This is a genomic window from Streptomyces hamibioticus (assembly GCF_047946815.1).
GTDB lineage: Bacteria > Actinomycetota > Actinomycetes > Streptomycetales > Streptomycetaceae > Streptomyces.
The window spans coordinates 216,654-231,645 of the sequence record NZ_JBKKQY010000001.1; the positions used below are offsets into that span (position 1 = coordinate 216,654).

The 14,992-nt window shown below is 72.2% G+C and carries 8 protein-coding genes and 1 pseudogene; 2 read left to right on the forward strand and 7 right to left on the reverse strand.

Features of this window, described 5'->3' with window-relative positions:
* The first annotated feature begins 31 nt into the window (after positions 1-31).
* Together ACLGIH_RS00935 and ACLGIH_RS00940 are read left to right on the forward strand one after the other, a co-directional pair.
* Positions 32-538: a helix-turn-helix domain-containing protein gene (locus ACLGIH_RS00935; RefSeq protein ID WP_416523268.1), complete on the forward strand. Its 507-nt coding sequence runs from the start codon at positions 32-34 to the stop codon at positions 536-538.
* Complete coding sequence (locus ACLGIH_RS00940) at positions 535-729, forward strand: hypothetical protein (protein ID WP_416523269.1); 195 nt, start codon at positions 535-537, stop codon at positions 727-729. Before ACLGIH_RS00935 ends, ACLGIH_RS00940 begins: the two co-directional genes overlap by 4 nt.
* 317 nt (positions 730-1,046) lie before the next feature.
* Here the strand turns inward: ACLGIH_RS00940 and ACLGIH_RS00945 are convergent, their stop codons facing one another.
* The 7 genes and pseudogenes from ACLGIH_RS00945 to ACLGIH_RS00975 all read right to left on the reverse strand — a co-directional run bounded on the left by ACLGIH_RS00945 (position 1,047) and on the right by ACLGIH_RS00975 (position 14,953).
* Positions 1,047-4,229, reverse strand: coding sequence for a S41 family peptidase (locus ACLGIH_RS00945; protein ID WP_416523270.1), 3,183 nt, complete (start codon positions 4,227-4,229; stop codon positions 1,047-1,049).
* A gap of 103 nt (positions 4,230-4,332) precedes the next feature.
* On the reverse strand, positions 4,333-5,913 hold the full coding sequence (locus ACLGIH_RS00950; RefSeq protein ID WP_416523271.1) for a nitroreductase family protein: 1,581 nt from the start codon (positions 5,911-5,913) through the stop codon (positions 4,333-4,335).
* A 78-nt stretch (positions 5,914-5,991) separates the two neighbouring features.
* Positions 5,992-8,007, reverse strand: a complete 2,016-nt coding sequence (locus ACLGIH_RS00955) for a TOMM precursor leader peptide-binding protein (RefSeq protein WP_416523272.1) — start codon at positions 8,005-8,007, stop codon at positions 5,992-5,994.
* A gap of 85 nt (positions 8,008-8,092) precedes the next feature.
* Positions 8,093-8,239, reverse strand: a complete 147-nt coding sequence (locus ACLGIH_RS00960) for a hypothetical protein (RefSeq protein ID WP_416523273.1) — start codon at positions 8,237-8,239, stop codon at positions 8,093-8,095.
* A gap of 110 nt (positions 8,240-8,349) precedes the next feature.
* Positions 8,350-10,578, reverse strand: a complete 2,229-nt coding sequence (locus ACLGIH_RS00965; RefSeq protein WP_416523274.1) for a TOMM precursor leader peptide-binding protein — start codon at positions 10,576-10,578, stop codon at positions 8,350-8,352.
* A gap of 244 nt (positions 10,579-10,822) precedes the next feature.
* Positions 10,823-13,954 carry a lantibiotic dehydratase gene (locus ACLGIH_RS00970; RefSeq protein WP_416523275.1) on the reverse strand — a complete coding sequence of 1,044 codons (3,132 nt, stop codon included), beginning with the start codon at positions 13,952-13,954 and terminating at the stop codon, positions 10,823-10,825.
* An 18-nt stretch (positions 13,955-13,972) separates the two neighbouring features.
* Positions 13,973-14,953: pseudogene (locus ACLGIH_RS00975) on the reverse strand (XdhC family protein).
* Positions 14,954-14,992 lie beyond the last annotated feature (39 nt).

Here is a 14,992-nt window from a genome sequence, read left to right on the forward strand (position 1 = left end):
CGAATCCGTGATGGTTGATCATGGTCGGGTGGTGGGGAACGCGACTCGTGCAGCGATCATCAGCAACCGGCGGATCACGGGCCTGACGGCCGGAGTGATTGCTGAACTCGTCGCTGCGATTGAGCCGTTGTGGCATGGGCGTCACAAGGCCAGGCTCGCTTCCCGACCGCGGACGCGGGCCGTAGGCGGCGGTGCGAAACACCGCCTGGTGTTCGTCGAACGCCTGCTGGCCACGCTGGTCAGTCTTCGTCACGGGGTTACCCACGATGCGCCGGCCTGCTGGTTCGGCGCGGACCGCTCCACCATCACCCGAGCCATCAACGAGGTGCGGCCCCTGCTCGCCGAGCGAGGGTGCACTGTCAGCTCCGACGTACGGCTGCGAACCCTGGCCGAGAGTGTCGACCACCTCGGCTCAAGTGGGGCGATCGGAATCATCGACGGCACCGGGATCCGGGTCCGGCGCCCCGCCGCCGGACGCAACGACCGGGACCGGTTCGTCTCCGGCAAGAACAAGCCCAGACCGGTGGCCGGGTGGTGACAACACCGCACCGCAAATTCAAGAAGAGCGCTCCCCCCTGGTACGAGCGCGGCGTCGCACATCTGAGGAACTGGCGAGCCCCGGCCCGTCACCTCGGGCGGCGAGAGGACATGGGCGACACCGTCCAGGCCATCGCCGCACTGCTGTCGCACCAGCAGACCGTGGTCCTGGGTCCGATACGGCAGACGTGAACACAGGCCACACACAAGCTCGTAAGTTCCCAGCACCGTGGTCAGAAACGTGCCCAAGTGCCAACTACCGCGCTTGGTCACAGCACTGCGGGCCGGCGTCGTGACGGAGGAGGTGTGACGGTGGGACCGGTGGTACGCGAGGCGGTGTTCACCGCGCCGACGCAGCACGGCGACCGGGAACGGATACGGCGCGCGCGGGGCCGCCACGCCCGCAGCGAGCGATTCAGCAGTGGCACATCGAACATGGTGTTGTCCTCGGCACCGGACCGGCCCAGCGCTGTCAGGACCGTCCAGGTCCTTGTCCGCACGGGCCGTTCTCATCCGCTCCCCCGTCCGCCATGGTGCTTCTCCGTTTGCGGCCAGGGCAGAGTCGGTACCACGGCGGCGGGCCGTTCGTCGAGCAGTGCGAGCGCCTGGCGGATCCCCTCGGCCAGCTGCGGATCGCTGTCGGCCACCCAGTCCTGGGGCGCACAGGTCACCTCGACGTCCGGCTCGACGCCGTGGTTCTCGCCGCTCCAGCCGGCGCCCTCGTGCCAGGTGGCGAAACGGGGAAGAATCAGGCGTGTGCCGTCCACCAGGGACTGCTGCCAGTCGATGCTGGTGAAGCCGCCCCATGTCCGCGCGCCCACCACGGGACCGAGGCCCAAGTGGCGCACGGCGAGCGCCATCACATCCCCGTCGGAGCCGGTGAACTCATCCACGAGGATGACGACCGGGCCCCGCCTGGCCAGGTTGGGGTAGGCGTGGCCGTACCCGTTTCTGGCCACCCGCCAGCCGGAGACGCGGTGGGCGAGCAGTTCCAGCACCTTCTCCGAGAGCTCACCGCCCGCATTCTCCCGGATGTCGAGCACCAGCCCCTCACGAATGATCTCCGTCCTCAGGTGGCGGTGCAGCTGGGCCCAGCCCTCCTCCCGCAGATCGGGCAGGTGGATGTAACCGAGCCGGCCGCCGGAGTCACGGTGGACCCGGTCGCGGCGCAACGCGACCCAGGTGTGGTAGCGCAGAGGCCGCTCGTCGGCCAGCGGTCTGACTGTTACCGTGCGTGGTGGCTGGGTACCGGTGCGGACCGTCAGTTCGACGGGGCGCCCCGCGGTCCCGGCCAGCAGCGGCCCCGGGCCGCTGCCGGACGCGACCGGGGTGCCGTCCACCGCGAGCAGGGCGTCCCCGGGACGAATCCCCACTCCCGCTGCTGAGAGCGGCGAGCGCGCTCCTTCCGCGGACACTTCTCCCCGTGGGATGGCGGCGATCCGCCACACGCCGTCCGGGTCATGCGTCAGGTCGGCTCCGAGATGGCCGAGGGCCGTGGCGGGGTCCGGGTCACGAGGGCGCGGCACCACATTGGTGTGGGACAGGCCGACTTCACCGTGCATCTCCCACAACAGGTCGACCAGGTCGTCCTGACTACCGAGTCGCTCGACCAAGGGCCGGTATCGGCGCCGTACCGCCTCCCATCCGGTGTCGCCGTGGTGGGATCGGACGCAGACGTCCCGGAGCAGCCGCCAGTCCTCCTCGAAGATCTGCCGCCACTCGTGGGCCGGGTGCACCCACGCCCGGATCCTGGCCAGGTCCACTTCCGCGCCGTCAGCCGGGGCGTTCGTGGGCACCACGGCAAGGGTGCCGTCGTGGTGCCGCGCAACCGCCCGGGTGCCGTCCGCGCTGACCCGGTACGACGTGACGCCGGAGCGGGGTTTCAGACGCCGTCCGCTGCCCAGGTCCCAGCCCTCCAGCGCGGCCTGGTGGGCGCGGGCCGTCGGCGGCGGGGCCGCCTCGCGGACCCACAGGACGCCGGTGGCTGTGGACCGCAAAGAGTGGTACGTACCGGCCTCGACAGGGAACGGCTCCACCCGGTCGGCGAGCCCCTCGGCGTCCACGACGACCGGGGGCCGCAGGCTCCTGACGTCGTCGCCGGCGCCTGCTCCGCCGCCGTCGCAGGCGTCGAACGGGGTGGGTGTCCCGGCGGCGAGCAGCAGAAGAAAGGGGCGCATGGCACCGACGAACGCCGCACCGAAGTCGTGAGACAGGTGCACGGGCTCGAAGACACGCTCGGACAGGAATGCCAGATATCGCCCGTCGGCCGTGAACGCGGGTGAATGATCGCTGAAGCGTGGTGGTGTGGCTTCCACGACCCTTCCGTCACGGAGACGAGCGAGCCGGAGTTGCCGCACGCGCTCCGGGCCCGGGTGGGACCAGGCGAGCCAGGCCGAGTCGGGCGAAAACGTGAGGCCGGAGGGTTCACCGGCCTGAGACCGGTCGATGGGGGTCACGCGCGTCGAGGCCACGTCGATGACGACGATCTCCCCGGACAGGTTGGCCACCGCGAGGGTCGCCCCATCGGGGGACGCCGCCAGTTCCACGGCACGGCCCAGCCGTCCGGCCCCCAGGCGCACCGGTGTCCGGGTTCCGGTGCCGTCCGGGTCGAGGAAGCTCACCTCTACGCATTCCTCGCCGCCGGCGTCGGAGAGCCAGGCGATCCGTCCCGTGTCGCCAAGCACCCGCGGCAGCCGACGACGTACCCCCGCTTCGGCGGCCAGGGCTCGCGCCGGCCCCCCGGCGTGCGGCAGCCAGTGGACGGCTCCCCTCGCTTCCACCGCGCTGCCCCGCCCGGTGGCATCGGGGCAGAAGTCCCCGATGTACTGTTCGACCGCGATCCGGCGGGGGGTGCGTGCCGTGCGCGGCCCTCCCAGGCGGACGGCCAGGGGCCGCGGTTCGGTGCCCGGGGCGAGGTCGGGCAGAATCCAGAGTTCACCGGCGCAGCCATAGACGACACGCTGTCCGTCGGTGGTGGCCTGGCGGGCGTAGAAGCCGTCATGCCGGGCGTGGCGTGTCAGGCCGGTACCGTCAGGGAGGCTGGACCACAGCGCCCCGGCTCCGTCATGGTCGGAGAGGAAGGCCACCCGCGAACCGACCCACAGGGGGCACTCCACATTGCCGTCCAGGCCCGGGTGGAGCGGGACGAACTCGCCGTCGCCCTCCAGGTCCACCCAGAGCCGCCCCGCGGTGCCGCCTCGGTACCGCTTCCATGCCATGGCCTCCGCGAACACGGGGGTCTGCAGGACGACGCGCCCGTCGCCGGCGAGGGAGAGCCCGCCGACCGGGCCATAGGGCAACCGGCGCGGGGCAGCCTCATCCAGCGGGACGCTCCAGGCCCAGGGCCTGCGAGGGCTGGGGGCGCCTGCCGCGGAGATCACGAGCACCTCTCCCTGCGGGGTCCAGTCGGCCACCCGGGTGCGGCGGTCCCCCCAGTGAGTCAGCCGCCGGGCCTCGCCGCCCGCGGAGGGCGCGACATGGACCTCGGGGGCACCGTCCCGGGTGGAGGTCCAGGCGATCCACCGTCCGTCCGGGCTGATCCGGGGATGCGCGGCCGGTACCCGGTCGGCGCTCAGCCGGCGGGCCTCGCCGCCCTGTGCCGGACAGGTCCACACGTCGTCCTCTGCGATGAAGGTGAGCAGGTCACCGCGGACGTGGAGGTGGCGCAGGTACGCGGCGGAGGAGACAGTCACATCGGCTCCAGAAGAGGGACGCTGGGTACGAGGTGCGACGGACACGACGGCGGACGGCGCAGGTCGGACCGGCAGGTGCCGGCGGAGGGCGGCGTCGGTGCGGTCAGCACAGCCGGCCGTCCAGGGCGGCCGTCCCCGGCAGGGGGTGACCCATCAGAAGAACCACCAGGCTGTGTCGGCCCCGGGCCCTTAGGCCGAGGGCGTGATCGAGGGCGACCGCGTCGACTCCGAAGAGAAGGCCGGCGGCGAGCCCCAGATGAGTGGCAGCCAGATGAGCCCGCTGGGCAGCCGCACCCGCCTCCACGCCCGCGGTGCGGTAGGCGCGGGGACCGTGGGCTTTCACCGCGCGCACCGGGTGCCAGTGGGGTACGAGCAGCGCGGCCGCGTCGCCGAGCGCGTAGTTGGCGAGCTGGTACTGGTCCTCGGTGAACGCCTCAGGACCGGCCCCGGGCGCTCGGACGAGTGCACCGTCCTGAATCCGGTAGGCGTAGGGCCCGGGCGCGAGGCCTGTCACACGGCGCGCCAGAACGCTCATCCCGGTCAGCCCCGCGGGCTCGCCCGTGCCGCACAGTGCACCCGGCTCCGGCAGAGCGGCGGCGAGCACGGCCGTCAGGAGGCCCTGCTCGAGGGGTCGTGCCCCGTCCATACGGCCTGAGGCGGAGACCCTGCGGGCCAAGGCGGCCCGCGCCTCGCCCACGGGCGGCAGGACCTCAGCGGCGGTCAGCCGGGGCGCGGCGGTCCGCAGGGATGCGGCAAGCGGTCGGCCGGGGACAGGTGGCGGAGGTTGCTCGGTCGCCCGCCGCACCGCCTCGGTCAGTGGGAAACGGCGGATCCGGCGCGAGCGTTCGTACGGTGACGGTCGACGAGTGGGGCTGGTGCGGGCCGGAGCCTCGTCCGCCCTGCCGCGCGACGCGGTGCTCCGCCATGCCAGTGGCAGGACGGCGTGGACGGACTCCTCGGCCGGGTCGAGTCCCAGCAGCTCGTTCAGGGCGTGGTCCGCGAACCACACATGCCGGCGGTGTGGGATGTTGCGGTCGCGGCAGAGCATCTCCCAGGAGGCCGTGAATGCCCCCAGGTCAAGAATCGCCAGGAGGTGGGCGAGGTTGTGGTACTTGAAGGAGTTCTTCCACTGCCGGACGGTGCACAGCAGAAACTGGTCGTCCGTGTCGTCGGCACCGCGGCCGAGCGCCGCCCGCACGGCCTCGGTGGGGTCACCGGTGGTCAGTCGCTCAAGGGCGTGCAGGCCGGTGGCGTAGTGGAGGATCCCCGGTGCCAGAGGGGCGCCCGGCCCTGCCGCCCAGTACACCTCGATCGGGTAGGTCCCGCCGCCGGAGGGGGTGCCCCGGCCCCAGCGGGCGGTGGCGACGGCGGTCCGCTCGTCGAGATCGGCGTTGGCGTCGATCTGGAGCCTGCGCGAGGCGATGCCGATGGACGCCCGCAGGTCGACGGCGAGGGCGGCCAGATCCCAGGCACCTGGTTCCCGCGGTTCCTCCGGGGGCCGCGGCTCATCGATCAGGGGCAGCGGGATACGGGCGGCGCCGCGGTAGTGGGTGTGGGGCAGGGGGCGGTCGGCCCAGTCCGGGGTGAAACCGTCTGGGTGCGGTGGCCGCCGGGTCCGGTGGCGCACCACCTCCAGGTAGTCGAGGACCACCCGGTCGGCATCACCCGGGTCTTTCCGGGACATGTCAGCGTGCACGAGGAGACTCCGGCCGGGGAGAACGGGGCGGGGGCATCGCGGCCGCAGTCGGCGCGGGCGCGGCGGTCACGGAAAGGGATGGGGGTGGCGGTGGACGTCCTCGTCGCGCAGGGGCCCCGGGCGCCGCCCCGCGCGCCAAGACGCCCACCGGAGCCGTGGATGCTCCAGCGCCCGCTGCTGACGCCAGCCGAAGTCGATGGGTACCAGCCCGGGGGCCACGACCGCGGCGGTGTGCAGTCCGCAGGCCCGCTGTTCAGGGCTGGTCTGGTCGACCACGATGACCTCGTCGCTCACCTCCGCCACCAGACGGACGCACTCCCGCAGGTCGTCCAGCAGGTCACCGGACGGCAGTCCGCGCCTGGACCAGTCCGCGAACGTCTGCCGCAGCGAGACGGGGGCATCACCGGGACGCACAAAGGGCACATGCCGCTCCATCTCCGGCAGGGTGTAGAGCAGTTCGTGGTCGTCCAGGTCACATACAGTGTCGTAATCCGCGGCGAGGGCCCGCAGAACCTCGGTGCCGGTGTTCACCGCCGTGGCGATCAGGCGGGGCAGGAGTGAGGCGACCTCCTGAACCGCCGAGGTGACCGCCTCCTCGGCCGTCAACCCCGCGCCCGCGGACAGGCTCAGATGCGCGGGTCCCGGCTCGACGCGTCGGGCGAGGCAGAGCACGGTGGGCAGGGGCAGGTCGATCCGCAGGTCGAACAGGCGCAGCCGGTATCCCAGACCCTCGACACGGTCCCGTACCGCCGACAGGCTCGGGGTGTCCAGGCAGGCGTCGAGCGCGATGTCGGGCAATCGCTCGGCGCCGTACCAGGCGAGCAGGAACGCGTCGCGCTCGATTAGTTCGAGCAGTCCGAACAGCGCGGCCTCCTCCATGCAGCTTCCCGTGGCGCAACCGCTGGAGTTGCCCGCCAGCAGCGACTGCCCCGACTTGCGGGGGCCGTAGTACACGAGTTGCTGCGGTACGAGGACCGGTGCGTCGCGGACCAAGGAGTGGCCCCATACCCAGTCGACCCGCTGTTCGGAGCGGAACGGGCGGAAGAGCCCCGGGCGTCGGGCGTGAAAGTCCTCGGAGTACAGGAGCGGGCGGGGGTCCAGGGCGGGCAGGGAGGCTGCGGTCAGTTCCCGCAGGGACGCCCGGGCGGCCGGCTGCCTCCCCCATGGCCGCTGCCCGGCGTAGCGTTCCAGTGCTTCGAAAAGGGCCACCGTCTCGCTGTGGGCGTGGGTGTCGGTGTGGCCGGCCCAGGGGATTTCGTACAACCCGCTCCGACCCGTGCGCGCGCCGCCGAGCCGGAGCGTACCGCCCACGGAGGTGGTGACCGGACTCTCCGGATCCGTGATCGACCGGGCGCCGAGGGCGCCGCAGACCGGGCCGAGTAGAGCTTCCTTGGGGATGTCGTAGGCGTCCCAGTTCCGCAGCCGGGTGCCGGTGCCGCGGGCGCGGGGGCGAGATGCGGGGAAACCCCGCAGGGAGAGTGGCAGGTCGGGGAGGCTCGCGCCGCAGCGCGGGCAGGACGGATCGGCCAGCAGGCGGTGCTGCGTGATCGGTCCACCGAGGAGCGGAATCTCGAGCACGGGGGCGCCGTGCCTGCTCACCTCGTCGGGCTCCGTGGCCGGGCCGTGGGCGAGGGTGAGCAGCGCCGCGGCGATGGTGGGAGCTCCCCAGGCGACGGGGGCCGGGTGTGTCCGGCCGGCGGAGTACTGGCCGGTGCCGCTCTCCAACGCCTCGCGTTCCTTCAAGGGCCGCAGTCGCGTCCAGCGTCGCTCCAGGCACATGACACACGGGCCAGGAGCGTCGGCGTCCGTGTGCAGGGGCCCCACGAGCGCCGTATCGCGGTAGAGCCGCACGGGCAGCACCCGTGCACCGTCACCTGTCGGCCGGTGGTGCGGGGCAGGGTCCTGCGCAATGCCCGGTTCCCGGCCCCGCGTGGCGGGCACCGGAGGCGGCAGCACACCCAGGATCCCGACCTCCACGGTGGGGCCGGTACCACCGTCGGGCAGCAGGACGCGCAGGGCCTCCGCCAGGGCTTGCTGGGCTGCGTCGAGGGCGCTGTCGGTGAAGGCTGTGACCACGTGCATGGGTACTCCGCGTCTGTCGCGCGAGGGTGCCGCGGTGGCGGGTGCGAAGCCCGCCACCGCGGCCGGAAAGATCACCCGACGAGAGTCAGGCGTCCAGGTCCGGAGTGGTGCTGCAACTGCAGCAGGAGCCCGTGGTGGAGCAGTTCTTCGCCATCGCGGTCTCCACGTCGAGGGCAACGACCTCGAGCTCGAAGTCGTCCACGGCGAGCGTGCTGAGATCAGTTGTGTTCATGACGTTCCCCTTTGCGATCCGTTCGAACAGAATTCCGCCGGAGTTTCCCCGGCGGCATCCCAGCGGCCTCCCGCGGGGACAGCGTGGGCCGTCCGGCCGCGCCGGACGGATCACCGCGTGAGCAGGACCCGACCGACCCTCAGGGGTGCGGCGGATCCGCCCAGCGCGGCGGGTGGGGTGGCGACCAGCAGGGCGTCCCGGCCGGCCGCGCGCAGGGCGTTCACCAAACCGGTGAGCGCAGCCGGGTCGGCCGGCCGGGGCCGAGGTAGTACAGGCACGGGGCCGTCCAGGCCGTCCAGGCCGCCCAGGCCGCCCAGTTGCCGGCGTCCCGCCGTGCCGACCAGGGCTGCCCGCAACGCGTCGCGGCGTTCGAGGCCCACGGCGGCGACGTGGAAGGTCCCAGCGGGTGACGCGTGGCGCACGGTCACGACGCGGGCCGGGCACGCGGCGGTCAGTTCGGTGATCGACAGCGTCCCCGAGCGGAGCAGTCCAGGGAGCATCACCAGACCGGCCTCCGCCGCGGCTTCCTCAGTCGGCACAGGGCGTTCCGACACCTCGGTGCGCCCCGTCCGCCGGTGGGCGAGCCGTTCGTGCAACAGGGCCGACAGCGTGCCACCGAGAGCCACCTCGACAAGGGTCGCTCCGACGCCGTGGCCCGCGGCCGCGTCGGCCATGGTCCGCACCGTGTCACCCGGCACCCATGCGGGGCGTGGGTCGTCGAGGTCGTGCAGGCGGAGGGCGGGCACCCAGTCGATCGGGCGTTGATCTGCGAGGGTGGTCTCTCGGGGCCCTGCGGCGCATGGCGTCAACAGGCGCTCGGCCGGGATCACGGTCTCGCCCCGGGCGGCCAGCTCCGCCGCCGTGGCGGTGAGGACGCAGGAGAGGACCGGATCCCGGCCAGCAGCTCGTACGGCCGCCTCCTCCACGGCCGCGCACCGGGCTTCGTCCACGGACCGCTCGTGAAAGCCGATCACACGGCCTCCACCGGTACCGGCGACGAGGACCGCGCCGGCCTTCACGGCGGTCTGCGGAAGGGTGTCGTCGTCGAACCGGCGGAGGAATCCGGTGGTGGGCGCAAGGGCCGCTCGGTAGCGCGCGTACCGGGGCTGAGACGGGGAGGGCAGGTCGAGCGCACCGGTGGCAAGGGCGCGCAGGTCGTTCAGTGCCGCGTCGGCCGTGGCCGGGCGAGCACAACCCGGACAACGGGGATGGACAGGCACCGGCTCCCGGCGGCCGGACAGGGTCAGCGGATCCTGCAGAACCACAGCCGCTTCGAGGTCTGCGGGACGCGTGCCAGTCACATGCCGGAAAATTTCCATGGCCAATTCGCTGCCTACGGCCCCGAGTACCGCAGGGTAGAGCACCGGGCCCCGGGCTTCTTTCTCGCCACCCTCCGAACCGCCACCAGGTTCATCACACGCAGCGGATAAGGAATGGAAAGCGATAACTCCCGCATTCTCCGCGGCCCGGCCGGAACTTTCCGCAGCATGTGCGGAGAACCAGAGCCGGACGCAGGTGGGGCAAGAACCGCCGCCCGAGGCCACGAGGGGGCCTTTGACCAGGTGGGGACCGACGAGCCCGGCGGTCACGAAGGCACAGCCTGCCGCGCGGGCCGCCGCGACGAGCGGTCCGGCGAACGCGCCGTCGTACGCCGCGCCGACCGAGTCGGCCTGTCGGAGCGAACCAGCGGACGAGGTGCCGTGGGCCGGTGACGTGGGAGTAAGCAACAGAGCATCCGGGGCCCAGTCGCGTAAGGCCGCAAGGGCCGCCTCCGGGGTGGCGGCGGGGAAGACCTCCACGTACGCCTCCGCACCGGCCTGCTTCAGTTCCTTGAGGTCGCGGTCCCACGGGGTCTGGACGGGCACCGTCTCGCCCGTCCAGGCCACAGCGATCTCGGCGGCTCCGTTGCGCAACCAGAACAGCACGGCCGCTGTCACCGCCGAGCCGTCGCCCACGGCCAGCAGCCGGCTGCGCCGCCAGCGGCCGAAGCGTCGCCGGGGGTGGTCACCGTCGTGGGCGAGGAAGGCGATCTGCTCCGCGAACCTGCGTTCCACTGCGGTGGTCAGCAGGCCGGCTGGCTCACGCGTTCGAAGCAGCAGCAATCCGGCGGCATGCAGTTGGTCCACGATGCGCCGGACGATCTCCGCCCTCCCGGTGTCCAGGCCGGCGTACAACTCCGCCTCCGTGCACCCCGAAGCCAGCCGCGGTGCGAGCGCGACAAGCCATTGACGGACGGATTTCCCCTTGAGGAATAGGTCGCCCCCCGAACTACGCAGAAACACCCCGTCCGCGGACTCCAGAAATAGGGAGTCCTGCCTGAGCAGATATACGCGCTCCACTCCCGCCCCTCCCTCACATTCCCGGACCGCTCAACATCGCCAACTCAACCCGACCGGCAACGCGAGTACATATAGTTCAAAAAGAACAAGGGAAGGGAGCCCCAAGAGACAGCATCCGTATGAATCTACGAAAACCACCGGAGTATCATCTTCCAGTTTTTGCACAGCGGAAAACGACAATGCCTCACCGCATATCGGTGAGGCATTGCGGCTCAGGGGCGGGCCATCCGTCAGGTGGCCGCCGTCAGTCCCCGTCAGGAGACCGGTCGGCGATCCGGCGCAGGGCGACCGCCCGTGCCAGCCGGAGCACCATCCGTTCGGCCCCCTCGTCGATGCCTACGGCTCGGTTGTGGTGCATGTGCAGCAGGGCGGCGAGGATCCGGTCGCGTTCTGCCGCACTCCCGACGGTGAGGGTTTTCCGGTATGCCGCCAGCGCGCGCCTCCGCTCCTCCCAGGCGCGCGCCACCTCCCGGCCGGGCGGTGTCCCGCACAGGTCGGAGAAGCCGTCCCACGGCGTCGCCAGACGCATCGTCGCGGCACGGATGTCCCGGGCCGGGGGTGGCCCCGGCGCCCGCAGGTCCGGCCGGGCCAGTCTGCGCACCCCTTGCTCCGGACCGCCGGCGAACGCACACACCAGGTCGACCGAGGATGCCGCGGTCAGGGCGAGCGGGTGCGCGCCGCCGCTTGCCACGAGGGCCAACTGGGCGTGGGCGGCCTCGGAGTCGGCGACGAACACGGCCTCGGCGGCAGGCATCGCCCGGTGCCCGCCGTATCGCCCCGTCTCCGGGTGGTAGGTGTCCCACTGCACCTGCCCCAGAAGCCCGTGTGCGCGCATCTGAGCAGCCCAGGCACCCACACGCCGGACCAGCCGCCCCAGTGACGGATCGTCGTCGGCGGCGCGGAAGCGCAGACGCAGGTGCGACTCGGGATCGCGGTAGCGCACGAACCACCACTCCGGCGGATCGTCCCATCCCTCCCGGAGACGGGGCAGCCAGTCGGAGAGGATCTCGTTCTGGCGGCCGGGGTGACCGTACAGCTTGACGAAGGCCCACGGGGACACGCCGGGGAGCAGGCCGTGGTCACGCCCGGCGAGCACGCTTCCTGGTGCCCCGACGTCTGCTGTCCCCTTCTTCGACCCCTGGAGGTGCGCCTGACGTGACACCAGTGCGAGGGAGATCTCGTGGCTCCGTCCGCCGAGCCACCCGTAGGCCTCGGCGCTCGGAGCCTCGTGCAGCACCACCTTTCCCTCCCGTTCCAGCTCTTCCCGGAGCACTCCGAGATGGGCCGACCGGGTGAGATCGAGCCGCAGCAGTCGGTCGTCGTCCCCCAACAGAACGGCGTCCGGGATCCTGAGGCGTTCGCAGCGGGCTGCCAGGCTCTCGGCCCACCGCTGCGACGACGCACCGGCGGGGGCCAGGTCACCTGCCGTCAGCCGCCAGCGGGCCGGGGTCAGCACAGATCGGCCATGGCGAAGCCGGGGCAGGAAGGGCATCCGACGGGCGGCGCCCCAGGTGAACGTGGTCGGCACGGATGCCCTGGCGCGGGGAATCTCGGTGAGGAACCGGGCCAGGGGGTGGGTGAACTTCGTGGGTTCCACCGCGTGGAAGGCGGCTGGCTCCACGGCCAGGCCGGACTCCAGACAGATCAGCGACAGCCGGTCGGGATCGCCCCGCACGCCCAACTGGGCGGGGGACCATACGGACCAGGGCGGCTTGGACAGCGACGACGCGTCACCCTGGTGCCCGTGCTCAGCCAAGAAGAGGACCTCGGGCAGGACGGCGGGTACCCGCCCGATGTTCTCGCTGCGTACCAGTTGCGGCGGACAGGAGACCTGCACGGGCAGCGCCCCGCTCTCCAGGGTGGGCACCGTGGCGTAGACCGCCGCCATGCGCTCGGTTTCGGCCGGTTCCAGCAGGTCGAGAAAGCGGCCGCCCAGCGCACCCGCCGACGGGTACGCCCCGCTGACAACCAGACGGAAAGCCCCCTCGGTGAGCTGCCGGAAGCCGGGTGCCTCCACGTGGAAGCAGAGTTCGATGTGGGCGGGCGGCCGCACGGTGTCGGAGGCGGCCAGCTCCGCCAGGTCGTCGTCGGCCAGCACCACTTCCCTGGCTCCGTCCAGGGCAGCCTGCTGAGCCAGCGCGGCCAGGCGCTCGTCCCTGGTGGTCAACAGCGGGTCCGGCCACGGGCGCACAGCTGCGAGGTAGCCCGCCGGATAGCCGAGTCCCACATCAGGGTCGGTCAGTTCGGCCACGGGCACCACTGTCCCGGTCCCGTACCGCTCCAGGAAGCGGACGTGGTAGTCCCGCCAGGCCGGGGAGCCCGACGGCCACGGGGTCAGCCGGGTCAGCGCCGTCGCCGCCCGCTCGGCCTCGGCCCCCACCTCCCGAGGCAGCACCAAGCCGCTGTCGAGCCGCAGGTCCACCGCCAGGGGCTGTTCGGTGACGGACGACAGGGCCTTCATCCGCGCGACGACCGCGGCCCGGTCCGCGCTCTTCGTGCCGACGGCGGCCGTGTGGTGCCGGCTCAGCTCTCGGTGGATCTCCCGCAGCCGGCGGGCCGGACCGGCGACCGCTGGTATCTCCTCCGCCCCCACCGCCGCCAACCGCTCCACCACGTGACCCAGGGCGTCCCTGCTCGTCATCGGCGGCCGCAGGGCGGTGAGCAGGATCCGGCGGGACGTCAGCTCCATGAGCAGGCCGCCGATGACACGGACCGGCACCGCCGGGTACTCCGCGGCGAGCACGCCGACCAGGTCCCCGGCGACGACGGGCGTCCGCGCGGCGGACACGACCCTGGCCACGGCCCGGTTGAGCCGGACGCTGACCTCCGCGGGCCCGCCGCGGCAGTCATGGGACGGTTGCTGACACGGCACCACGAGTTTCCCGCCGCGTACGACAGAGGTGTTGTCCAGCACGACGGGTAACCGATGCAGGAGTTCCGGGCTGCCTTCCAGCCGCGTGACGATGTCGGTGAGCCACACAGCGTCGGCCCGCGCGGTGACCTGGTGCTCTTCTCCCCACCGTACCTGGGGCCGGGAGCCGAACCGGGCCGGTGCCACTCCAGCGAACAAGCCGAACGGCGTGGCCCGGTACCGCAGCCGCAGCAGGTAGCGGATCATCGAGAGACCGGCGCGGCGCACCCGCCCCACATCCGCCTCGGAACCGTCCAGGATCGCGGGCACCCGCCGGGCCAGAACCGGGCTGGCGACCTCGATCGCCTCAGCGATCCCCTCCTGGGACCAGACCTGGGCCAGCCAGTCGCGCCATCGGTCGGTGTCGGTCCGCGTATCGCCGGTGAGGTCCGGCCACGAGGGCAGACGCAGGCCCTCAGGATGGGCGACGGCTCGCAGGAACGCCGCGTCGATGTGCTGGTACAACGCTGTGCCTTTCCTTTCCTACGCAAAACGGCCCGGCATTCGGCGGCATGTCGTTTCGTCGGCACCGGGCCGTGGTGGTGACTTCCTGGGGTGGGCCGGGGACTGCCGGTCAGGCGCGCCCGTGAGGGAGTTGCTGCTCCCTCGCGCCGACTCGCCACCATCTCCCCGGCGATGGACAGAACCTTCTCTGCCTGCGTAGGGGCACCGAGGTCCGGGCCGATCGGGAGCGCAGGCGGGCGAGTTCGTGGTCGGTGACGGCGACGTCGCGCCGGCGTAGGCGACCGGCAAACGCAGGGTCGGCCTGCGCAACAGCATGTCGAAAACGATCGTGGGTGAGAACGCGAGGAACGCTACGGCCGTCGAAGTCGATCGCGTTGAAGACGATCATCCGGGCCGGGGCAGGGAGGGCTCGATCAGGAGCGGGAGCGAGGTGCGGCAGCGGGAGCCCTGCTCTCCGGCCTTCAGGGTGCCGATGCGGTCGGCGTACAGAACGGCGCCGGTCTCGGCGGTGACCGTCGGTGCAGCTCGGGGCAGGTGCCGAAGCCGCCCCCGACGGAGGCGTCGGGGCGGACCAGCAGGGCCCGGCCGGCCGGTTCGGCGGGACCGGTGACGATCCGCGCGACCGCCGCCGCCTCCCCACGAGCGGCAGCGGCCGACGCGGCCGCGAGCACCGGGCGGACCGGCTCACCGGCCGTACCGGCGTGACGAGGACGTCGATGACGCCGCCGCAGGTCAGACCCACGGCGAAAGCGTCCTCGTCGCTGTAGCCGGAGCGCTCCACGACGGACTCGCCGTCCCGCAGCGCCTGCCGACACAGCTCGTCGACGACCCCCTCCACGCACCCCCCGGAGACCGACCCGATCACCGTGCCGTCGGCGACCACCGCGAGTGCGGCACCGGGCGGACGGGGGCGCTGCCGCCGACGGCCACGACGGTGGCCACGGCGACGTCGCGTCCCTGCTCGACCCATCGGTTCAGCTCTTCGGCGATGTCCGGCATGGTCGGTCTCCTTGCCCGGGACGATGTGGAAGGGGTTGC